We start from the raw sequence: 21,433 nt of genomic DNA, 5'->3' as shown, positions 1-21,433 counted from the left end.
TTACTGATGGTTGTCAGTATATGGTAATAATGCCAAGTAACGAGCGCGTTTAATAGCGCGAGCTAATTGACGTTGATATTTTGCGCTAGTACCAGTAATACGGCTTGGTACAATTTTACCACTTTCTGTGATATAGCTTTTTAATAAAGAAACATCTTTATAATCAATTTCTTTAACGCCTTCTGCAGTAAAACGGCAGAATTTGCGACGACGGAAATAACGTGCCATTTGGCTATTCTCCTAATAGTTTAATTTGGTCAGCATGTAAAACTATTTGACTGGTTTTATCTCGTTTAGTATGTGTGCTGATAAAGCCACTTACTAATACTTTGCTGCCTTTTTTAATACTGTAACTTAACTCTTGTTGCCCGCTGACGATAACTGGTATTGTACACCATGCTTGTCTTGGGAGTTCTGCTTCGATTTGTTCAGAAACGTGTTCTAAATAAAACTGACAGTGCGAAATCCCACTCGGACTCATTCTTCGTATCGGTGTTTTAGTAACAATACCCGATAACTCTAAACGATTATTCTTCGGAATCATCATCCATGTTTACATCGCTAAAATCTTCTTCAGCGTTACGACGCTCGTCTTTAGCTTTTAACATAGGTGAAGTTTCAGTTACAGCGTGTTTTGTACGCATAATTAAACTGCGAATTACTGCATCATTAAAACGGAAGTTATCTTCAAGTTCATTTACTGCTTCTTGAGTAGCTTCTACATTCATTAACACATAGTGTGCTTTATGCAGTTTTTCGATAGGATAGGCTAATTGGCGACGACCCCAATCTTCTAAACGATGGATTTTTCCACCATCAGTGGTTAATGTACCAGTATAACGTTCAATCATACCAGGTACTTGTTCACTTTGATCTGGGTGAACCATAAATACAATTTCGTAATGACGCATTATCGCTCCCTACGGATTAATCAGCTTTCTGTCGGGGCAACCGCAACCCATTGAAAGCAAGGAACATGAAAAATAGGCGGTTGAAATCGACGGGGCATTATATATCAACACAATATAATTGACAAATGGTTGCATTAGATTTTTTACTTGCAAAGTACGGATAATTTTAAGTGTCATGGCAAATTTGATATTACACCTGTAAAATGTAACGATTTGTATACATTTTTCTCTTCAAAATATGCTATGCTTGCAATAATGAAGTTATGAAATCATAAATATTGATAAATGAAAAGGAGAAATACGATGGCTGAGGAAACCATTTTTAGTAAAATTATTCGGCATGAAATTCCAGCAGATATTGTTTTTCAAGATGAAAAAGTCACTGCATTTCGAGACATTTCTCCTCAAGCACCCACCCATATTTTAATTATACCTAATAAATTGATCCCAACGATTAACGATATTACCGAACAAGACGAATTAGTATTAGGTCATATGATGACTGTCGCTGCTAAAATAGCAAAACAAGAAGGCATAGATGAAAGTGGTTACCGCTTAATTATGAATTGTAATAAAGACGGCGGTCAAGAAGTGTTTCATATTCATATGCATTTACTTGGTGGTAAGAATTTAGGTCATTTAATAGGTTAATTATTATATGAAACAGATCAAGCATGTTGTCATTATTGGTGCATTAAGTTTTATCTTAGCTGGTTGTCAGATTTTTAGTCAAACTAAACCTATTGAAATAAAACCACCGGTTGAAGACTCGCAAGTAAATAATACTGATGTGATTGAGACGCCGCCATCAATTGTGAAATCAACTGATTGGAATAGTATATTGTCACCGTTTGTGCATAAAATATTGCAATCCTCATCTTCAATTGATGGTAATAAAGTTTTGCTGATTAGTGATATTCAGAATCGTAGTGGTGATTATTTAGCAAAAAATCAGATTGATGAAACATTGCACAGCTTAATGAATAAACAAAATCTTTTTGTTATTGCTGATAAGCAATCTATCATCCAAGCAAAACAAGCGTTGGGTATTTCTGCTGATGATAAACTGGTTTCACGTAGTAAAATGATAGGCTTAGCGAAATCTATCAATGCGGGTTATGTGTTATTTACTACGATTAATAAAATGCCGACAGACAACAATGATGCTAATCTTTCTATGGAGTTACTGTCAACGCAAACTGGTGAAATCTTAACTCGCGTAACATCAAAAGATTTCCCTCAACAACAAAATTCGTCATCATCGGTTTCTTCAACCCAAGGGGAAACTAAATAATGGGGCCGTTGTTAATTGATGTTGAAGGTATATCATTAAGTGAAGATGATAAAAAACTTCTGCAAAATCCATTAGTTGCTGGAGTGATCTTATTTGGCCGTAATTATCAAGATCCAGCACAATTGAGTGATTTAATTAATCAGATTCGAGCTGTCTCATCAGAGCGTTTATTAATATCTGTTGATCATGAAGGTGGGCGAGTTCAACGTTTTAAACAGGGCTTTACTATTATTCCTCCTGCGCAATCTTTTGCCGCTCTAAATGCGTTACCTCAAGCTAAATCCTTGGCATTTGATGCCGGTTGGATGCTTGCTACAGAGCTTATGGCTTTTGATATCGACCTTAGCTATGCACCAGTATTAGATTTAGGTCATGATTGCTTAGCAATTGGAACACGCTCATTTCATGAAGATGTCAATATCGCTTATCAAATTGCTTCTGCAATGATTGATGGAATGCACAGTGCTGGTATGAAAACAACTGGCAAGCACTTTCCGGGGCATGGTCATGTGATTGCTGATTCACACAAAGAAACACCAATTGATCACCGTGACAAATCATCAATAGAGCAAGATATGCAGATTTTTGCCAAACTTATTGCCGATAACAAACTTGATGCAATTATGCCAGCACATGTAATTTATCCAGCTTTTGATGATAAACCTGCCAGTGGTTCTCCTTATTGGCTCAAAACAGTCCTTCGCCAGCAACTGCATTTTAATGGTGTGATTTTTTCTGATGATTTATCGATGGAAGGAGCGTCCATCTTGGGTAACCATGCGCAGCGTGCTCAAGCAGCATTATTGGCCGGTTGTGATTTACTTTTAGCCTGTAATAATCGTCAAGGAACATTGTCTATTTTAGAGCAATTAGACGTTTTAAATAAAACACAGCCTTTAACTACAAGTAAAGCCAAACTGTTACTGGCTGACAGCAAAATTACTAATAAAGATTTGAAGACAAGCCATGATTGGCAACGTCGTCATGTAAATTTAATGAGACTAAACGAGAAGTGGGCAGATTATGCAAGCCGCCATCATTGAAATTAATCATAACCAGCAACTCATTGCATATAATGACAAGGCAATAGAGCTATTTGGTTCAACGTCGTTAATATTAAATCAACCATTTGATTATCAGATTATTTTTAATCTTAAACATCTCGATGAATTAGAACAACAAGACGACTTAATTATTGTTTTAAATTCTCAGTACTTTTTATTACAAAAAGTCGTGGAATCATCAAAAATCGTCTTTATTGTTCAGTCTATTGAATACTTAAAAAAACACTTGTCAAAAATTAAAGTAGTTAATCATCATGCGTTTGCTATTTTTGCCACTCAAAGTGTTGTAATGCAAAAACTTATTAAACAAGCAAAAGCTTTTTCAATGCAAAGAGAACCGCTTCTCATTTCTGGTGAAACGGGTACCGGAAAGGACCTGCTTGCCAACGCTTGTCACCAGTATAGTGCACGAGGTGATCAAACTTTCCTTGCATTAAACTGTGCAGCGATGCCCGATGAAGTGGTTGAAAGTGAATTGTATGGTCATGCAGCCGGTGCTTATCCAGGCGCAATTGAAAGTAAAAAAGGTTTTTTTGAGCAAGCGAATGGTGGCTCAGTTTTGCTTGATGGCATAGATGAAATGTCATTTCAAATGCAAACTAAATTACTACGTTTTATCAATGATGGCTATTTTCGTCGTGTAGGTGATGATAATGAAGTTTATGTTGATGTCCGTATTATTTGTGCAACAAAAGTAGATTTAGCCGATTTAGTTGAGCAAGGTAAATTTAGAAAAGATTTGTATTACCGGCTCAATGTCCTTTCATTGCACCTACCTTCATTGCAAGAGCGTAAAGAAGATATCGCTCCTTTAACCAAGATTTTTGTCAATGAATTTGCAGACAAGCAAGGAATCAATCCTCCTGAGATTGATAATGAAGTTTTTGATTATTTATCAAGTTACTCATGGCCTGGAAATGTTCGGCAACTCAAAAATATCTTATATTCTGCATTGTCTCAATTAGCGTGCTCTAAATTAACAATAAAAGATATTGAACTACCAATGCAAACTTCATCAAAATTGTCTAATTTCGATAATATCGAGAATAAGACACTCGATGAAATAACCAAACAATTTGAAAAAGAGATCTTATTAAAATTGTATGATCAATATCCAAGCTCAAGAAAATTGGCCAAACGATTAGGCGTATCACATACTGCGATTGCCAATAAGCTTAGGGATTATGGTATAGGGCGGTAGTTATTCTAGAAATTATAGATTTGTTTTTTATAGTAAGGTCTCAACTATACCAACATATTGAAATATAATCATTGATGAAATAATTTTTGAAATTACCTAATTAAGTTTTTTTTATGTATTATTATATATAATGAATAAAATACTATTAATAATTGCATTCTCTGTGATCGGCTTTTTATTTTGTGTTTCTAACATGATACAATTTGTATTGTATTATCACATTTGGAGTATGTTTTCTATATGTCAAGCGTATTAATATGTACTAACCATATGGCAAATTTTGGCGGTTCAGAAATCGTTGCGTTAGAAGTTGCTGAGTGTTTTAAAAAAAATAACTATATCGTTGATATTGTTTCAAACTATATAGGTAATCCGGTTCTCGAAACAGTAAAAGAAGCCGGTATTAATTTATTAACTACTGATGAATTACCTGATCCTTTTAATTATGATATTGTTTGGTCTCAACATCAGGTTCTTCCAATTCTTGTCAATGAGTATATAAATAATTTTAATACTAATACTTTTTTTATTTTTACTCATTTATCTCCTTATGAATACATGGAAAGCCTTGGTCTATATGCAGAAAGACTATTTGCAGATAAGATATTTGCTAATAGCATAGAAACGTTCAATCAATTATGTCATTTAGGTTTACCTAGAGATATTAGTGAGATCTTATTTAATGCAGCCCCATCTGAATTTTTTAAAGATAAATTCAAAGCTCAATTTACTCTACAAAAAATATTACTTGTCAGTAATCATCCACCTCAAGAAATTTTAGATGCAATGGAAATATTAAAAAATGAATATGAAATAGATGTAATTCATATTGGTGCTAGAGGTGATATTAAACGTGTAACACCAGAGCTAATTCAAAATGTTGATGCTGTTGTTACAATTGGAAAAACAGTACAATATGCAATTGCTGGAGCAACACCTGTCTATTGTTATGATCATTTTGGTGGAATCGGGTGGCTTTCTATAGATAATTATAGTAAAGCCGAAACGTTTAATTATTCTGGACGGTGCTGTAGAAGGGTAATTTCAGCACAAGAAATTGTTAATGAAATTATTTCTGGTTTTTCTAAGGCAGAAAAAGATGTGCATAACATTAAGAACCAAACTTCAAAAAAGTATTGTTTAGATTTTTATATAAATAATATTATAAAAGCATCAAAGCAAGAGCGTATATTCAAGCCTCTTAGTTCAGAAGATAAACAAAAGATAATGTGTGAGTCACAAATAGTTAAATCAATTAAACAGTATTATAATGGATATAATAATTTATTAAGCGAACATAAAGACTTTCAAGCCAGATTTAATGATTTATCTATTAAAATTAATAATCTAATTGAACATAATAATTATCTCATATCTGAAAATAATATAACTTCATCAAAATACAATGAATTATTATTTAACAATAACACTTTGACAGAACTGAATGCTGATTTAGTTTCAGAAAAAATAAAACTTTTAGAAAACTATAATCTTTTATTATTAAATAAAGACCAACTTCTTAATGATTTTAATCAATTATCTTTTTCATATGATAAGTTACAAAACAAATATTTAAAGTATAAAAATACTTTTGTTAAGAGATTGGCAAGAAAGATAAAAAGTTTATATAACAAAAAAGTGGATTTTTAGCTCCAATCGTTAAGTAAACATGTCTTTCAATATATTTGCCAAAAAATACTGTATTTTACCAGTAGATTGTTTATGGTTTTGCCGGTTAGGGGGGGATGTGAAAATAATTACCATGTTTTTTTAGCTCACTCAGTTTGTTATCAAAAAATCATTTTTTTTAATGAGATATTTTTCCATAATATAATGATGCATATACTTTGTTTTCTTTGAGTAATGTTTTATGATTACCTTGTTCAATAATTTTTCCGTCTTCAATAACTAAAATTTTATCTGCTTTTTCGATAGTAGTTAAACGGTGAGCAATAACGAGGGAAGTCCTCCCTTTTTGAATATCTTCCAAAGCTTTTTGGATTAATTTTTCTGATTCTGTGTCCAATGCAGACGTCGCTTCATCTAGTATAAGAATTGGTGTATCTCTTAATAAGGCTCTAGCTATTGCTATTCGTTGTCGTTGTCCACCAGATAATAGTATTCCATTTTCACCGACTATTGTTTCGAATCCTTTTTCAAGATTAATTATGAAATCATATGCATTAGCTTTTTTGGCTGCTTCTTCTATTTGTTTCTGAGAGTAGTTTTCAATATTCCCATAAGCTATATTGCTAGCTATAGTATCGTTGAACAAATGTACGTTTTGAGATACTAAGCCTATTTGATTACGTAAGCAGTGTAAAGTAAAATCTTTAATATTATGATTGTCAATTAATATTTCACCTTGTGTTATATCATAAAATCGTGGAATTAAATTACTTATAGTTGTTTTCCCTGAACCGGAGCGCCCCACTAATGCTATTGTTTCTCCTGCTTTTACCGAAAAACAAATATCACATAAAGCGGCTTTTTGTTTAGTCTCATATGTAAAACTAACGTGCTTGAATTCGATGTCACCTTTTACTCTATCAATATTAATATTGCCATTATTTACTTCAATTGGTTGTTTAAAAATAGCGAATAGAGTTTGGCAAGCAGCCATACCTTTTTGAAAATCAGCATTGACACTAGTCAAACTTTTTATAGGCTGCATTAGAGCTACAAGTGATGAGAAAACCACAGTAAATTGTCCGGGAGTTATATTCAAACCGGGATTACTTGCCATCAATAAAACGAATGCAATAGCAAATGAGATAACTAGTTGAATAATAGGGGTAGATAAAGCAGATACGGATACAAGTCTCATAGTATCTCTTCTAAATTTATTATTAACTTTATCAAAATTTTTTGATTCTTCATCTTGTGCGCTAAAAAGAATAATTTCACGATATCCTTTCAACATTTGTTCCACGGACATTGTAACATTACCCATAGAATTCTGTATGTTTTTTGATAGTTTGCGAAATTTTATTGATACAAATGTAATTAAACCAATAACTATTGGAGTAACAATAATAAGTGATAGTGATAACTGCCAGCTGTTATAGAACATTGTATAAAATAAGCCGCATATTAATGCTGATTCGCGCACAATTGTTATTAAAGCATCTGACGATGATGACGCAATTTGCTCTGTGTCATAAGTAATTCGAGATAACAATCTTCCTGTAGAATTTTGATCATAATAACTAACGGGTGCATCAACAAAATGGTTGAAAAGTTGTTGTCTAATGTTTAAAACAATTTTAGTTGAAACTATAGACAGAAAGAAAGAGTAGCTATAATTTGTAGCGCCGCGTAATAAAACTAAACCAAAAATATAAAATGGAGCCATTAATAAAAAATGTTGATCATTTTCAACAAATCCTCTATCTAGTAATGGTTGTAATAATGCAATAAGTGATGTATCCGCAAAAGCACTAATTATAAGTAGTATGATAGATAAAAAAAGAATAAATTTATGTTTAGCTATATATGGTAATAACTGGGAGAAAGTACTCCAAGTTGATGAATCTTGATCAATGTTATTGCTATCTGATTGAATGTTTTTTTTCTTCATAATTATATGGTTATTGAGAGTTAAATTGAAGTTGATACATATGGGCGTATATCCCTTTTTGGGCTAATAAGATTTGGTGCGTTCCTTGTTCCACTATTTTACCATTATCAATTACTAAAATACGATCTGCATGTTCAATTGTTGATAAGCGATGTGCAATAATGATTGATGTACGATTTTTCTGCAAATGTTCAATTGCTTCTTGTACAAGACGTTCGGATTCATTATCTAAAGCTGATGTTGCCTCATCAAAAATTAAAATTGGATTATTGCGAAGCAAAACCCTAGCTATTGCAATGCGTTGCCGCTGTCCTCCAGACAATAGAATACCATTATCTCCTACTTCTGTATCTAAACCTTTTTCTAGTTTCTCAATAAACTCCATTGCATTTGATAATTTTGCCGCATTAATAATATCTTCTCTGCTATATTGATTTTTTGCTCCATAAGCTATATTGTCAGCAATAGTCGTATTAAATAAATGAACCTGTTGAGAGACATACCCAATTTGTCTACGTAATGAATCTAGTGTGTAATTTTTTATGTTTATAGAGTCAATCAATATTTCACCTGTGTTAATATCATAAAATCGAGGTAATAAATTCGCAATTGTTGATTTTCCAGCACCTGAACGCCCCACTAAAGCAATTTTTTCTCCTTTTTTTATTTTAAAACAAATATCAATTAATGATGGTGTAGTTATTGTTGGATAACTAAAAGTTACATGGCGAAATTCGATATAACCTTCAATTTGCTTGGCTTCAATTTTTCCTTGATCTTCCTCTATTGGAGTACTTAATAATTTAAATAATGATTCACATGCAACGGCACCTTTTTGCAATTCAAGATGAACACTAGTTAATTCTCTTAATGGCCTCATTACTGCAACCATTGCTGAAAAAACAACTGTAAATGAACCTGGCGTAATATCTAACGTTTGTGTAGCTACAAGATACAAAATGAAGCCTAATGCTAGTGTGGCAATAAGTTGTATAATAGGAGTAGATAATCCAGAGACTAATACTATTTTTAAAATACCTTTTCTGAACAAGGTATTAATTGCATAAAAATTATTTTTTTCATAATTTTGAGCATTTAAAATTAAGATTTCTTTATGACCTTTTAACATTTCATCTGTAGCTGTTGTAATGCTACCAACACCTTTTTGCATTGAAACAAGTGCATATCGAAATTTTTTTGCTATATATTGTGCTACAAAAATCACAAAAGGTACTATGACAATTAATACTAAAGCAAGTTTCCAGTTACCATAAAACATCACTACACATAATCCAATAGCATAAGTTATTTCTCGTACTAAGATAATTAGGGCGTCAGATGAAGCTTTTGATAATAATTGTGTATTAAACGTAATTACGGTAACTAGTTCACCAATAGCATTTTTAGAATGAAAACTTATAGGAGTTTTAATTAAATGATCAAAAATTAATTGTCTAAATTTAGCTACTACTTTCCCTGAAAGCCATGAAAGACAATATGTTGAAGTGTAATTGGATATTCCACGCAGTGCAATTAGACCAATAATAGCAACAGCAATAACAATTAATAATTCATAATTTTTATCCATTAAACCATTATCTAAAAGAGGTTTTGTTAACGATATCATTGTTGCATCAGTTGCAGCATTTAATAAAAGAGCAATAACTGCAAAAATCAATGCTTTTTTATATGGGCTTATAAATGGCCATAATTGCTTAATGGTATTTAATGAATTATATTTAGTTGACATGATAAAATTACTTAATTAGTTGTACAGAGCATTATACTATATTAGTAACAGATATGAAAAAATATTGTATTTTTGTTTTTATAGAAAGAATATTTTTATATAATAAATAAATATTAGTTAATTTTGATTGATTAATTATCTATTAATTGAATTTTTTATAAAAAAAATCAATATTAATTTGTTTTTACCATTGATAAAACTATGGAAAATTGACAATGTATTTTAATGAAAATACCATCATAAAAGAAAAAATTATTATAGGTAGTTTAAATCACATCAAAGAAGATAATTTGAATATTGCATATGGTATTGACAATAATTTTACCTTAGGGTGTGTTGTTTCTATTACTTCTATTTTGCTAGCGAATTCAGCATCTTCATTTTCATTTCATATTTTTACTAATCACTTGGATGATAAGTTTCAAAAAAAATTGAAGGAACTTGTAACCACATACAATACTAATGTAACTATTTATTTAGTAGATGATAGTACCTTAATCAACCTTCCAACAACCAAAAATTGGACAATAGCAACTTATTTCAGATTTATTATAGCAGATTTTTTCTATGCTAAAATTGACAAGATTTTGTATCTTGATGCTGATATTATATGCAAAGGTTCTTTACATGATTTGTTTCATTTGAATTTAGAATCAATTATTGCTTATGTTGTTGCTGAAAAGGATTCTATTTGGTGGACTAAATGCGCTCAAAGACTCAATCAAAATAAGCTAGTATCGGGTTATTTCAATGCAGGATTTTTATTTATAAACTTAAATAATTGGCAAGAATACAATATTAATGATAAAGCATTATTATTATTAAATGATACTGAAATATCAAAAAAACTAACTCACTTAGACCAAGATGTGTTAAATCTTTTATTGCTAGAAAAAGTTAGTTATTTAGATAGAAAATATAATCAACAAGTAAATATTAATTATGAACTAAAATATCATTTAAATGCGGCACAATATAACCCTATCACTGAGGATACTATATTCATTCACTATATTGGACCAACGAAACCATGGCATAAATGGGCTAAAAATTACAATTGTTCATCCTACTTTCTAAATGTAAAAGCCCACTCTCCATGGGATAAGGAACCATTATTATCAGCTAGTTCTTCTACACAAATGAGGTATTGTGCTAAGCATGAGTTCCACCAAAAAAAGATAATTGCAGGGATAATCTGTTATTTGAAGTATTATTTTAAAAAATTGAAAATACATTGAGTAGATGCAAATTATATATTACTTATGAAAGTATTTTTAATTGTTTCTAACATCGCATCAGAACTATATTTATATAAATTGTTTATTGGTACTGGCTTAAAATCAGACTTTAGGAAATTATTGAGATTTTCATTATCATCTAAGATAAAAACTTGATCCTTTGAATAAAAATCATAATTTTTTATAGATTTATTATTTGTTATTAGTTTTTTATTAAGTAAAATAGCTTCAATAGCACGTAAAGTTATTCCCGTTTGTCCTTTTTGAGTAATTTCCAAAATGATATCTGAATGTTTTGCTTTTTCAATATTCTCAAAATAGCTAATTTTATGACAGATGTTATAGTATTGTAAATTTTGACTGAGATTAGGCTTTTCTTCACAATTATAGTTAATTAAATTAAAATCAGTAAAGCAATTATTTTTGTTGAGCAGGGGAGCTATTGAATCAATAATTTTAGCTCTATCATCCCAATATTCACCAATAAAATAACAAATCTTTTTATTATGTTTATTAGCACTTATCGAATCTCTTAATCTCTTCATCTCCGCAAATGAAAAAGGCAAAAATTGATTTAAATATACAAAATTATATTTTTTACAATCATCAAAATCAAAGCTATAAATTCTATCAAAATAAGGAATTATCTTTTCTATGTAATCTTCATTTCGAAGCATCCATTTTTTTTTAACTTTCATTGCATTGTTCAGCACATCTATAGTATCACGAATTATTAGCACTCGATGACATTGGACCGTTTTTACTAAATCAATAAAACCACAAATACTAAAACCATTACAAACTAAAATATCTTCATTTTTTAATTTCCTTAATTTTATATATTTGCTCAGTTTAATAAACCATTTTCGAGGGATATGCCTTTTATATAATGTTAAATTTATGTCTCTAAAATGTTTCATTAATTTATTGTTGAGAACAACATCAGTGTTTTGTTGCCATGTATTGATCATATATTTTTCATATTCAGCATTCCATTCAGCAAAAAAAATAGTCATAAATTAGCTCAAACTTTTAATTAAGGTCAATTTTTGAAATGCAAAAATCTAATTGTTTCTTCCAATTAGAAGCTGTTAAATTGTATTCTTTTAATTTTTTCATATCTAATACCGAATATAGAGGTCTTTTTGCTTTAGTAGGAAAAGATTCAGTATTAGTAGGGTAAATTCTTGGAATACGATTTATTTTTCCTAACTTAAAGGCAGATTTAAAAATTTGGTTCGCAAATAAATACCACGAAGTAGAATTGTTTCCACAATAATGATAAATTCCACCATTAATATTTTCGGTCAGTACAGCAATTATCATTTTAGCAATATCACCTGCATAGGTAGGATTACCAATTTGATCCTCAACAATTGATAATTCTTCTTTTTTACCAGAAAGTTGTAACATTGTCTTAACAAAGTTTTTTCCATATTCACTAAAGACCCATGATGTTCTGATTACTATAGAGGAACTATCATATTGCAATACTATAGACTCTCCATCGCGTTTTGTTCTACCATATACATTAATAGGGTTTGTAGAATCTGTTTCTAAATAAGGTGATTTTTTTGTGCCATCAAAAACATAATCAGTTGAAATATGGATAAGTTTAGCATTATATTTTTTGGCTGATATGGCTAGATTTTTTGGCCCTAACACATTGATTTTATTAGCTAATTCATAATCATCTTCTGCGTTATCCACTGCAGTATATGCTGCTGCATTCACTATTGCATCAGGATTATTTTTAAAAATAAAAGCATCTACAGCTAAACTATCTGTAATATTTAATTGTTCTTTGTCAGTTGAAATTAATTGCCAATCAACTGGAAAAATGTCTCTAAAACAATGACCTAATTGACCATTAGCGCCAGTTAACAATACTTTCATAAATTTTTATTATAACTCCGTCAACATTTTACCTAACTTGTCTTTATTTGATAATATTGGGTTTGATATTGGCCATTCAATATTAATTGTTGGGTCATTCCACAATAAGCATTCTTCGGATTTCGGGTCATAATAGTTTGTACATTTATATTCGAAATCTGCGATATCAGATAAAACAACAAAACCATGAGCTAGACCTGGTGGAATCCATAATTGTTTTTTATTTTCTTCAGATAATATTGTTCCAAACCACTTACCATATGTTATTGATTCTTTTCGAATATCTACAGCGACATCATAAACTTCACCTCTAACTACTCTGACTAATTTTCCTTGAGGATTTTTATTTTGAAAATGAAGTCCTCGTAGTACTCCTTTTTGAGATCGTGAGTGATTATCTTGTACAAATACTAATTCTTCACCTAATCTTTCTTGGTAACGCTTTTGCTCGAATGTCTCTAAGAAAAAACCTCTTTCATCACCAAATATTTTCGGTTTAATAATTTTTACATCAGAAATACTTGTGTCAATCACTTCCATTTTTTTACCTACTATATTAGTTTATCTAAATATTTTCCATAAGATGTTTTATTTAAATTAGCTGCTTCATTCTTTAACTCATCCGTACTTAACCAACCCTTACGATAAGCAATCTCTTCTAAACAAGCTACTTTTAGTCCTTGCCTTTTCTCTATGATTTGCACAAATGATGATGCTTCAAGTAAACTGTCGTAGGTGCCTGTATCTAACCAAGCAAAACCTCTTCCCAAGATCTCAACATTTAAAAGTCCTTCGTTTAAATACATTTGGTTGAGTGTCGTTATTTCTAATTCACCTCTTTCTGATGGCTTAACTTTTCTTGCCATATCAACAACATTTTCATCATAAAAATAAAGTCCAGTAACAGCCCAATTTGATTTTGGTTTTAACGGTTTTTCTTCAATAGATAATACTTTGAAGTTTTCATCAAAATCTACAACACCAAATCGCTCAGGATCTACTACTTGATAACCAAAAACTGTTGCTCCTTGTTTCTTACATATTGCTTTTTCTAATTTTTTACCAAAACTTTCACCAAAAAACAAGTTATCACCTAAAATCAATGCGCAGCGCTTTCGCTTAATAAAAGATTCACCTATTAAAAAAGCTTGAGCTAAACCTTCTGGTTTTGGTTGTTCCGCGTAACTTAGTTTAATCCCAAATCGTGAACCATTTCCTAACAATCTTTGAAAACTTGGTAAATCTTCGGGGGTTGTAATAATTAATATATCTTTGATACCTGCTAACATAAGTGTAGATAGCGGATAATAAATCATTGGTTTGTCATATATGGGTAATAATTGTTTTGATATCCCTCGTGTTATTGGATACAAACGAGTTCCAGAACCACCAGCAAGTATTATACCTTTCATAATTAATTCCTTTAAGCTATTAAACCTTGGCGAGTTCTTATATAAGAACCATTTTTAATATTTTGGCACCACTGAGAATTATCAAGATACCAGTTTACAGTTTTTCTCATACCGCTTTCAAAAGTTTCAATAGGTTTCCATCCTAAATCTTTATATATTTTTGATGCATCAATAGCATAACGTTGATCATGTCCTGGTCTATCAGGAACGTAAGAAATAAGATCTTTATAAGATTTAACACCTTTAGGTTTATTGGGGGCTAATTCCTCAAGCAATTTACAAATAATATTTATTACGTCAATATTTTTTTTCTCATTATGCCCGCCAATATTATATGTTTCGCCAATTTTTGCTTGAGTCGCTACAAGGTATAGAGCTCTAGCATGATCCTCTACATAAAGCCAGTCTCTTATTTGTGTACCATTTCCATAAACAGGCAAAAGTTTTCCTTCAAGAGCATTTAGTATCATGAGTGGAATTAATTTTTCAGGGAAATGATAAGGACCATAATTATTAGAACAATTTGTTATAACAACGGGAAGACCAAAGGTTCTGTACCATGCTCGCACTAAATGATCGCTAGAGGCTTTGGACGCAGAATAGGGGCTACTTGGTGAATAGGGCGTATTTTCAGTAAATAAACCTTCCGTTCCCTGTAAATCTCCATATACTTCATCGGTTGAAATATGATGAAAACGAAAGTGTTGTTTTTTAATTCTATCTAGATTTTTCCAATAGTTTAAAGATGCTTCTAGAATAGTATAAGTACCAATTATATTCGTTTTAATGAATGAATCTGGGTTATCAATTGAACGATCAACATGGCTTTCTGCTGCTAAATGCATAATTATGTTAGGTTCAAAATTATTTATAGTTTTTTCAACGTGATTCCTGTCACATATATCTATTTGTTGAAAATGAAAACGAGGATTATCAAAAACCATATTTAATGATTCTAAATTACCAGCATAAGTTAATTTATCAATGACGAGTATTTCATTTTGGGTTTCTTTTATTATATGGCGTACAACTGCAGAACCAATAAAACCAGCACCACCTGTGATTAGTATTTTCATGTTTATTCCAAGATGTATTTTATATAAAATCAATAGACTGAGTAATATACATTAGTAAGAAAATTTAAATTTCAATTATTGCATATTACCATATCTTAACATAGATTTATTTTTATTTTAACAATGTAAATTTTAGGTTATATTAGGTTATACTATATAAGTAAAAAAGCAAAAATGGTATTAAAGGAAATGATTAAACGAATACAATCTCCAAAAGCGATCAGAGTGAAGTTCTTAGGTATTACAATATATAAAAGGGTGTTCTATCCCAACAAACAGACTTTTTTGAAAAAAGTACTAGTTATAAAAAGAAATGAGACACATAAAACTATTTCTTTATTTGGTATTAGAATTTCCTCTAAAAGATTACCTATTAAAAAAAATATTATTTCATTAGTTAATGAAAATAAGATACCAAGTGAGCAGGATGTTGTCGAATCATTTCATTCTCTTTGGTTTACACCCGTAGCACCACTAGAACAAGATTGGGATCAAGTTGATTCTGCGATTTTTACATCAACAACTCGTTGTGTAGTGATACTTCCTGTCTATAAAGGATTTGATGAAACTCTATGTTCTATTTATCAAGCATTAAAAAGTAGAGGATGTGATCAATATAGCTTGTTAGTTATTAATGATTCGGGACCAGATGAAAAATTAAATAAAAAGCTTGAAGAGTTATCTGAAAAAGGTTTATTTGATTATCATTTTAATAAAGAAAACTTAGGTTTTGTTAAAACAATAAATTTTGCAATTGCCAATTTGTCCCATAATTTAGATGTAATACTTCTCAATTCAGATGCTTTTGTTTTTGACGGATGGTTTGATCGTATGATTCAATACGCAGATCAGGATGAGTCAATTGCAACAATTACTCCAATGTCTAATAATGCAACTATATGCAGTTATCCTTTTACATGTCAAGATAATAAAGAAAATCTTGAAATCTTACCTAATGAGTTAGATAAGTTAGCATCTAACATAAATAAGGGAGTATATATAGAGGTACCAACTGGTGTCGGTTTTTGTTTTTATATGAGACGTACTGCAATTGAAAAGATTGGTGCGCTAGATGATATTCAATTTAAAGTTGGATATGGAGAAGAAAATGATTTTTGTATGAGAGCTATACATGCGGGATTCAAAAATATTGTTATTGGAGATGTCTTTGTTTTTCATGTTGGTTCTGTATCTTTTTCAGCAATCAAAGCCGAAAATATGAAGAAAGGAGAAAATGCATTAAAATTAAAACATCCTAATTATCTTAATCTGATTCATCACTTTTTAAATGTTGATCCAATGTCTATTTTGAGACGTAATTTAGATATTGCTAGGATAAAAAATAAAATAGGAAATCGAAAATGTATCGTTATTTTATCTCATGCATGGGATGGCGGTATTAATACTTATCTAGAGCAAGTAATAAAACACTATTCTAGTGAAGATATTTGTTGTATTTTATTAAAAGTTCATGATAAAAACCGTTATTCTATTTATGCTAACGAATATGGTCAGTTTATTCTTCCAAATATTAAAAATTTGTCATTGGCTTGTGATTTGAGTTTTTTAAAGTTGTTTTTTAACACTCTCCAGCCTGATTTAGTTCATATAAATAGTTTTGCTGGGCTTGATTGGTATCATCATCAGAAATTATTGTCGTTTTTTTCACAATCGGGCTTAAAATATAAATTTATTATTCACGATTATGCTTGTATGTCACATGATTATAAGTTACTTAGTCCTGAATATTTGTATGAAGGAATTCCTTCTTTAGATAAAAGAAATCTCTGGGCTAACGTGAACAAAATATCAGATGATTATGCTATGAATCTTACAGATGCTTGTGAGCGAAAAAAAGTTTACACTCAATTTTTTAATAGCTGTTGTAAGATTGAAGCACCTTCATATCGTACGAGGGATATAATTTTAACAGATTTTCCTAATTTAGATATTGATGTTGTTCCTCATTTAAATACTATTGGGGATATTTTACCTGCAGAAAGGAAAAAAGATACAGGTATGATAAAAATAGCTTCTATTGGAGCTCTTAGTGTTGAAAAAGGGTCTCAAATATTGTCAACGTTAGCAATTGATGCTAAAAATAGAAATTTAAATTTATCTTATTATTTAGTTGGATTTTCAAATTCTGGTGATCAACATGTAATGAAAACTAATGGTGTAACGGTTACAGGTAAATATGAAAATGATAATGAGTGTATAAATAAGTTAAGGGAAATTTCTCCAGATTTAATTTTGTTACCAAGTATATGGGAAGAGACTTTTTCTTACACTTTATCAATAGCTTTATCATTAAAAATACCGACAATAATTTTTGATATTGGAGCACAAACAGAACGAACTAAAGATATTAGTTGGGTATTAAAATTAGATCCTTTATTAATGAACAATCCAAGAGCAATTTCTGATTTTATTTCTGGTTTAGATATTAATTATTTGTGGAAACAATCAAGAAAATAAATTTAGATTTGTTATATTCAATTGAACTGATATTATTCAGTTCAATTAAAAATAATTTATTGATATTTTATTTCCTTTGAAATATTTTTTAATCTGAGTTTTCTTGTTTTTATATTCAAAATGCTTATGTGCCAAACTCTGTTAAGATGAATTTATAAACTTAAATTTTGTATTATAGGTTATAGTAGGAATGATAAAAAAATTACTAGTATGTGCAAAATTTCTAAATAGACAGCGCAACTTATTAATTAAAAGAATAAAATCATACATTAAGTTAGCATTGTTGAATCGAAAAAAAAAAGAAAGGACTGCACTAAATCCAGAACAATACCATTTTGCTGTAATTTTAATGAATGATCAAGGTATTGGTGATGCCATCGTTACCTCTTATTTGATTAAATCTTTACGAGGAAATGGATTGAAAGTATATGTTGTGGTCGAAAAAAGAATTGCATTTCTATTTGAAAAATTTATTACTGTTGATGGTGTCCTATTGTATGATAAAAAGAAAGGTATAAAACAATTTCGAAAACAGCTTAATGGTTTAAATATTGATGTTGCTATTGACCTTGTCGATAAAGGGCATAATAGTTTAAGACGTTCTCAAATAATTTTAGCCATTAATCCTGTACATTCTATTGGTTTTAATCAAGAAAAAAATAAATTGTATGATACATCTATTTTTTATAATCAATACACTTCGCACATTTCAATAAGAAGTCAAAAGATCTTACAACTCTTAAATATTGAAACTGATTTAATCAAATATTATGTAAACATACCTATTGAGGCTCATAATTCTGTAGAAGCTTTTATTAGCTCCTATTTATCATTAGGTAAGAATATTATTATTTTCAATCCTTATGGTTCAAATGTAGCAAGAAGTTTTTCAGATAAACAAATTGAAACTATTTTATCTTTTCTATCTCAATATAATAATTGTGTAACAATAATAGTTGGAGAGCCTAATAAAATAAAACATATTGAGCCCCAAAAAAATATCATCATCAACCCATTAACTTCCTTTTTTGAAACTGTAGCTTTGATTAAGTTTGCAACATTGGTCATTACGGTTGATACTTCGATTGTACATGTTTCATCGATATATGATAAAAAAATGCTTTGTATATATAACAATCGAATAATTGATAATAAATTTGTTAATAACTTTGTATGGGGACCTAATTACTCCAATGCTTTGCAGATATTCACAGCAGATAATCTTGGTACAGGGCTGGGTGATCCTATTGCAAATCTTGATCCAAGCGTTGTTATTGAGAAATTAAAAGAAGAATTAGAAAAATTAGAGTTAAATAAAGCTTTAAATAGTAGGACTGATTTTGAGAAATTCGAAACAAAAATTTCGGCAGATTAATTGGAAACGTAATTTTTCCTTTAAAAAATTAAAGTATTTTATTAAGTTAAAATTTATTTCTTTTTTAATGTTTTTATTTTTCGAAAGAAAATCTAAACTAAATCTTAAGGTAGTCAGAAATGTATTTGTGATGAGAAATGATTGTATTGGCGATATGATTGTCACAACACCATTTATTCGATCATTATCAAAAGCAGGTTACAAAGTTTTTGTCTCCTCAAGAAAAACAAGTTTAGAGATTATAAATAATAATCCCTATATATCTCAAACTTTATTATATAATGATAGGAACTTTTTTGAATTGATAAGAACAACTAAACTTGTTAGAAAACATTAATTTGATTTTGCTATTGATGTAAGATTTCATAGGAAGTTAGATTTAAAGCATTTATTATACTGTTGTTTTATAAGAACATCTAATTTACTCAGTTACAATAAAAGTAACATGAAATCATTTAATATTTCTTTACCTTACTATGAATCAAAAGCTCATGTAACTAATCAATTAAAGTATTATCTTAGTTACCTTAACATAAATTTTGATTCATTTGATTATAATGTATTTATTGATTCTCAAAAACAAAAAAAAGGTAATAGTTTTATCAATCAGTAAGTTAAACCTAAAAGTAAATTTCTCGTAATCAATCCTTATGGTGGATCATTTTATCGCTGTTTATCAGAGAATCAAATTAAGCAATGATGTTATTTTTTTGATAATAAATATCCTGAATATAAAATTATAATTATTGGTCAAGGTAATAATTTTAAAAAATTATCCATTAAATAGTCGGTTAAATTTTAATCACATTCTATCACGGATGTTATCCCTTTAGTAAAAAAAGCGGATTTAGTCATCAGCGTTGATACGCCTATTGTACATTTAGCTTCGGCTTTTTCGACTAAATGTATTTCAATTTATATGGAACCTTTGCCTGTAGATTCAAAAAATTTAAAGTCTTTTTATAGCAGACAATTCAGTAATTATAAATATTTGCAGCAAGATTTATTTTTAGATAAATATTATATAAAAAGGCATTGTCTAAATCTTGAGTTTCAAATAAATAAAGATATATGGTCTTCAAATAATAAAAACAGTAAACAAATAGTTTTCTATATTAACAGTATCGATAAAATTTAGTCTGACAAATTAATAACTACTATAAACAAATATATTTAATTAACTTAAGATTGTTTTTTTATTTTCAAGGATATATAAATAAAAAAATATTTTAATCCATTAAATATTTTTTTATTTTTTATAGATTTTTTAGCATAAATACGGTAATCATTAATCCGCATTTTATGCTTATAACTTTTAAGAGGAGTATTTGCCCAAGGGGTAAAGTGTTTATAAAAATTATAAACGTTTTGCGCAAGACCGGTGTGTTCTTGATACCAGATCTTCCTTGCTCCAGTGAAATGAATGATGTATGGTAAAGATTCTTTATTGTAGAAAAATGTCTCTTTTTGATTATCTTTCATCCAAGTAAATAAATAATTCCATTTAGGATCTATATAAGTAACTTGATTTTGTAACACAATGTTTAGTGCATCTTGATCCGGATAAATTAAATTATCTTGTTCAAACGATAATAATATTTTGTTGCTTTTATTTTCAGTATCAAACTTCATCCAGTTATCAATATTAATATATAGAAAACCGGAATTAAAATAGTTTTCAGTGGTTAACCCAAGCCTTTTATTTTGATTTAACATGTTTTGTTTGTTTAAGGAGTCATGGGTGACGGCACAAACTACAGAGTTTAAATTAGTATCTAATATTTTAGATATGTCGGTAAAACATAACGTATCAGCATCTAAATAAATAAACTTATCAACTATACCTTGTAACAATCTTGGTACAGATAAGCGTATATACATTGATTGATTGATATGTTTTATTTTCTTATTTTGATTTTCTGAATATTTATTTAATTCATTTTTTGGGATCTGATAAAGTGTTATTGATGGGCAAATTTGTTGTAGCTTTGTTTGTTCTTCTAGAGAAACATCATATAAAAAAACATGAAACTGAATGTTATTATTCAGATTATTAAGAATAATAGAGGTAATCGATACACCTACATGTTCAATATAGTTGGAGTCTGTACAATAAGCAATGTTGATAATTTCTTTGTCCATATTGGATTTTACTTTA

The 21,433-nt window shown here is 29.7% G+C and carries 20 protein-coding genes; 9 read left to right on the top strand and 11 right to left on the bottom strand.

What is annotated here, in order from left to right; translation table 11 throughout:
• Genes rpsR through rpsF form a run of 3 tightly spaced genes read right to left on the bottom strand, consistent with a single transcriptional unit; the run spans position 1 to position 911 of the window.
• On the bottom strand, positions 1–228 hold the full coding sequence (gene rpsR / locus J3U66_RS03720) for a 30S ribosomal protein S18 (protein ID WP_025314965.1): 228 nt from the start codon (positions 226–228) through the stop codon (positions 1–3).
• Positions 229–232: 4 nt separating this feature from the next.
• Positions 233–541, bottom strand: coding sequence for a primosomal replication protein N (gene priB, locus J3U66_RS03715; protein WP_416379561.1), 309 nt, complete (start codon positions 539–541; stop codon positions 233–235).
• A complete protein-coding gene (gene rpsF, locus J3U66_RS03710; RefSeq protein ID WP_065634401.1) occupies positions 528–911 on the bottom strand; it encodes a 30S ribosomal protein S6 in 384 nt (127 codons plus the stop codon). The genes priB and rpsF overlap by 14 nt, the downstream gene beginning before the upstream one ends.
• A gap of 303 nt (positions 912–1,214) precedes the next feature.
• On the opposite strand from rpsF, the gene hinT reads away from it, so the two are divergent.
• The 5 genes from hinT (at position 1,215) to J3U66_RS03685 (ending at position 6,120) form a co-directional block, all read left to right on the top strand.
• Complete coding sequence (hinT, locus tag J3U66_RS03705) at positions 1,215–1,562, top strand: purine nucleoside phosphoramidase (protein ID WP_065634402.1); 348 nt, start codon at positions 1,215–1,217, stop codon at positions 1,560–1,562.
• 7 nt (positions 1,563–1,569) lie between these two features.
• Positions 1,570–2,205 carry a penicillin-binding protein activator LpoB gene (locus J3U66_RS03700; protein ID WP_267348017.1) on the top strand — a complete coding sequence of 212 codons (636 nt, stop codon included), beginning with the start codon at positions 1,570–1,572 and terminating at the stop codon, positions 2,203–2,205.
• Entirely contained in the window at positions 2,205–3,248 is a 1,044-nt protein-coding gene (gene nagZ / locus J3U66_RS03695) for a beta-N-acetylhexosaminidase (protein WP_267343775.1), read from the top strand. Before J3U66_RS03700 ends, nagZ begins: the two co-directional genes overlap by 1 nt.
• On the top strand, positions 3,229–4,470 hold the full coding sequence (locus J3U66_RS03690; protein WP_267333176.1) for a sigma 54-interacting transcriptional regulator: 1,242 nt from the start codon (positions 3,229–3,231) through the stop codon (positions 4,468–4,470). The genes nagZ and J3U66_RS03690 overlap by 20 nt, the downstream gene beginning before the upstream one ends.
• Before the next feature lie 270 nt (positions 4,471–4,740).
• Entirely contained in the window at positions 4,741–6,120 is a 1,380-nt protein-coding gene (locus J3U66_RS03685) for a hypothetical protein (protein ID WP_267348016.1), read from the top strand.
• A gap of 157 nt (positions 6,121–6,277) precedes the next feature.
• Here the strand turns inward: J3U66_RS03685 and msbA (J3U66_RS03680) are convergent, their stop codons facing one another.
• Both msbA (J3U66_RS03680) and msbA (J3U66_RS03675) read right to left on the bottom strand, forming a co-directional pair.
• Positions 6,278–8,050, bottom strand: a complete 1,773-nt coding sequence (gene msbA, locus J3U66_RS03680) for a lipid A export permease/ATP-binding protein MsbA (RefSeq protein ID WP_267348015.1) — start codon at positions 8,048–8,050, stop codon at positions 6,278–6,280.
• A 10-nt stretch (positions 8,051–8,060) separates the two neighbouring features.
• Positions 8,061–9,800 (bottom strand): lipid A export permease/ATP-binding protein MsbA, encoded by a 1,740-nt coding sequence (msbA, locus tag J3U66_RS03675; RefSeq protein ID WP_267348013.1) that lies wholly within the window; start codon positions 9,798–9,800, stop codon positions 8,061–8,063.
• A gap of 215 nt (positions 9,801–10,015) precedes the next feature.
• Between msbA (J3U66_RS03675) and J3U66_RS03670 the strand changes: the two genes are divergently transcribed.
• A complete protein-coding gene (locus J3U66_RS03670) occupies positions 10,016–11,038 on the top strand; it encodes a glycosyltransferase (protein WP_267348011.1) in 1,023 nt (340 codons plus the stop codon).
• An 11-nt stretch (positions 11,039–11,049) separates the two neighbouring features.
• On the opposite strand, the gene J3U66_RS03665 is transcribed toward J3U66_RS03670, so the two are convergent.
• From J3U66_RS03665 to rfbB, 5 genes are read right to left on the bottom strand one after another with little or no spacing between them, the layout of a single operon-like run.
• Positions 11,050–12,054 carry a hypothetical protein gene (locus tag J3U66_RS03665; protein ID WP_267348009.1) on the bottom strand — a complete coding sequence of 335 codons (1,005 nt, stop codon included), beginning with the start codon at positions 12,052–12,054 and terminating at the stop codon, positions 11,050–11,052.
• A gap of 16 nt (positions 12,055–12,070) precedes the next feature.
• On the bottom strand, positions 12,071–12,934 hold the full coding sequence (gene rfbD / locus J3U66_RS03660) for a dTDP-4-dehydrorhamnose reductase (protein ID WP_267348008.1): 864 nt from the start codon (positions 12,932–12,934) through the stop codon (positions 12,071–12,073).
• A gap of 9 nt (positions 12,935–12,943) precedes the next feature.
• Positions 12,944–13,474: a dTDP-4-dehydrorhamnose 3,5-epimerase gene (rfbC, locus tag J3U66_RS03655; protein WP_267333169.1), complete on the bottom strand. Its 531-nt coding sequence runs from the start codon at positions 13,472–13,474 to the stop codon at positions 12,944–12,946.
• A gap of 11 nt (positions 13,475–13,485) precedes the next feature.
• Positions 13,486–14,346: a glucose-1-phosphate thymidylyltransferase RfbA gene (rfbA, locus tag J3U66_RS03650; protein WP_267333168.1), complete on the bottom strand. Its 861-nt coding sequence runs from the start codon at positions 14,344–14,346 to the stop codon at positions 13,486–13,488.
• Between the two features lie 11 nt (positions 14,347–14,357).
• Positions 14,358–15,422 carry a dTDP-glucose 4,6-dehydratase gene (gene rfbB, locus J3U66_RS03645; RefSeq protein WP_267348006.1) on the bottom strand — a complete coding sequence of 355 codons (1,065 nt, stop codon included), beginning with the start codon at positions 15,420–15,422 and terminating at the stop codon, positions 14,358–14,360.
• Positions 15,423–15,611: 189 nt separating this feature from the next.
• Here rfbB and J3U66_RS03640 point away from each other — a divergent pair, with 189 nt between their 5' ends.
• From J3U66_RS03640 to J3U66_RS12885, 3 genes are all read left to right on the top strand, one after another.
• A complete protein-coding gene (locus J3U66_RS03640) occupies positions 15,612–17,900 on the top strand; it encodes a glycosyltransferase (protein ID WP_267348005.1) in 2,289 nt (762 codons plus the stop codon).
• A gap of 190 nt (positions 17,901–18,090) precedes the next feature.
• Entirely contained in the window at positions 18,091–19,275 is a 1,185-nt protein-coding gene (locus J3U66_RS03635; RefSeq protein ID WP_267348004.1) for a glycosyltransferase family 9 protein, read from the top strand.
• An 811-nt stretch (positions 19,276–20,086) separates the two neighbouring features.
• Positions 20,087–20,413, top strand: a complete 327-nt coding sequence (locus J3U66_RS12885; RefSeq protein WP_416379716.1) for a glycosyltransferase family 9 protein — start codon at positions 20,087–20,089, stop codon at positions 20,411–20,413.
• A gap of 44 nt (positions 20,414–20,457) precedes the next feature.
• On the opposite strand, the gene J3U66_RS03630 is transcribed toward J3U66_RS12885, so the two are convergent.
• On the bottom strand, positions 20,458–21,417 hold the full coding sequence (locus J3U66_RS03630) for a glycosyltransferase family 8 protein (RefSeq protein WP_267348003.1): 960 nt from the start codon (positions 21,415–21,417) through the stop codon (positions 20,458–20,460).
• Positions 21,418–21,433: the final 16 nt, after the last annotated feature.

It is taken from the genome of Gilliamella sp. B2969 (genome assembly GCF_026536195.1).
GTDB lineage: Bacteria > Pseudomonadota > Gammaproteobacteria > Enterobacterales > Orbaceae > Gilliamella.
This window is presented reverse-complemented; position numbering and strand designations above follow the sequence as displayed.

Excerpts from the sequence above, each read along its gene's own strand:
- rpsR (WP_025314965.1), bottom strand. The coding sequence starts at position 228 with ATGGCACGTTATTTCCGTCGTCGCAAATTCTGCCGTTTTACTGCAGAA.
- rpsF (WP_065634401.1), bottom strand. The coding sequence starts at position 911 with ATGCGTCATTACGAAATTGTATTTATGGTTCACCCAGATCAAAGTGAA.
- hinT (WP_065634402.1), top strand. The coding sequence starts at position 1,215 with ATGGCTGAGGAAACCATTTTTAGTAAAATTATTCGGCATGAAATTCCA.
- J3U66_RS03700 (WP_267348017.1), top strand. The coding sequence starts at position 1,570 with ATGAAACAGATCAAGCATGTTGTCATTATTGGTGCATTAAGTTTTATC.
- nagZ (WP_267343775.1), top strand. The coding sequence starts at position 2,205 with ATGGGGCCGTTGTTAATTGATGTTGAAGGTATATCATTAAGTGAAGAT.
- J3U66_RS03690 (WP_267333176.1), top strand. The coding sequence starts at position 3,229 with ATGCAAGCCGCCATCATTGAAATTAATCATAACCAGCAACTCATTGCA.
- J3U66_RS03685 (WP_267348016.1), top strand. The coding sequence starts at position 4,741 with ATGGCAAATTTTGGCGGTTCAGAAATCGTTGCGTTAGAAGTTGCTGAG.
- msbA (WP_267348015.1), bottom strand. The coding sequence starts at position 8,050 with ATGAAGAAAAAAAACATTCAATCAGATAGCAATAACATTGATCAAGAT.
- msbA (WP_267348013.1), bottom strand. The coding sequence starts at position 9,800 with ATGTCAACTAAATATAATTCATTAAATACCATTAAGCAATTATGGCCA.
- J3U66_RS03670 (WP_267348011.1), top strand. The coding sequence starts at position 10,016 with ATGTATTTTAATGAAAATACCATCATAAAAGAAAAAATTATTATAGGT.
- J3U66_RS03665 (WP_267348009.1), bottom strand. The coding sequence starts at position 12,054 with ATGACTATTTTTTTTGCTGAATGGAATGCTGAATATGAAAAATATATG.
- rfbD (WP_267348008.1), bottom strand. The coding sequence starts at position 12,934 with ATGAAAGTATTGTTAACTGGCGCTAATGGTCAATTAGGTCATTGTTTT.
- rfbC (WP_267333169.1), bottom strand. The coding sequence starts at position 13,474 with ATGGAAGTGATTGACACAAGTATTTCTGATGTAAAAATTATTAAACCG.
- rfbA (WP_267333168.1), bottom strand. The coding sequence starts at position 14,346 with ATGAAAGGTATAATACTTGCTGGTGGTTCTGGAACTCGTTTGTATCCA.
- rfbB (WP_267348006.1), bottom strand. The coding sequence starts at position 15,422 with ATGAAAATACTAATCACAGGTGGTGCTGGTTTTATTGGTTCTGCAGTT.
- J3U66_RS03640 (WP_267348005.1), top strand. The coding sequence starts at position 15,612 with ATGATTAAACGAATACAATCTCCAAAAGCGATCAGAGTGAAGTTCTTA.
- J3U66_RS03635 (WP_267348004.1), top strand. The coding sequence starts at position 18,091 with ATGATAAAAAAATTACTAGTATGTGCAAAATTTCTAAATAGACAGCGC.
- J3U66_RS03630 (WP_267348003.1), bottom strand. The coding sequence starts at position 21,417 with ATGGACAAAGAAATTATCAACATTGCTTATTGTACAGACTCCAACTAT.